Below are 215 nucleotides of genomic sequence, written 5' to 3'. Positions count from 1 at the left end.
GGCTCAGTTTATAGAGATGAGCGAATGGCCGGTCACGCCGAGCGGAAAACTTGACCGCCGCGCGCTGCCGGCTCCCGGCGGAGCGGCAGACAGACAGGCGTACACCGCCCCGCGGAACGTCACGGAAATGAAGCTTTGCGCCCTTTGGGAAGAGGTGCTGAAAAACGGCCCCGTCGGCATCCGGGATCACTTTTTTGAGCGGGGCGGCCATTCGT

The 215-nt window shown here is 63.3% G+C and carries 1 protein-coding gene; it reads left to right on the top strand.

Annotation, left to right across the window (positions count from 1 at the left end):
• Window positions 1-215, top strand: a 215-nt coding sequence (locus tag G9F50_RS20415) for a hypothetical protein (protein WP_165406628.1), incomplete at both ends; no start/stop codon positions are given.

This window comes from Bacillus sp. EKM206B, assembly GCF_011066015.1.
Classification (GTDB): domain Bacteria; phylum Bacillota; class Bacilli; order Bacillales; family Bacillaceae; genus Bacillus; species Bacillus velezensis.
This window is presented reverse-complemented; position numbering and strand designations above follow the sequence as displayed.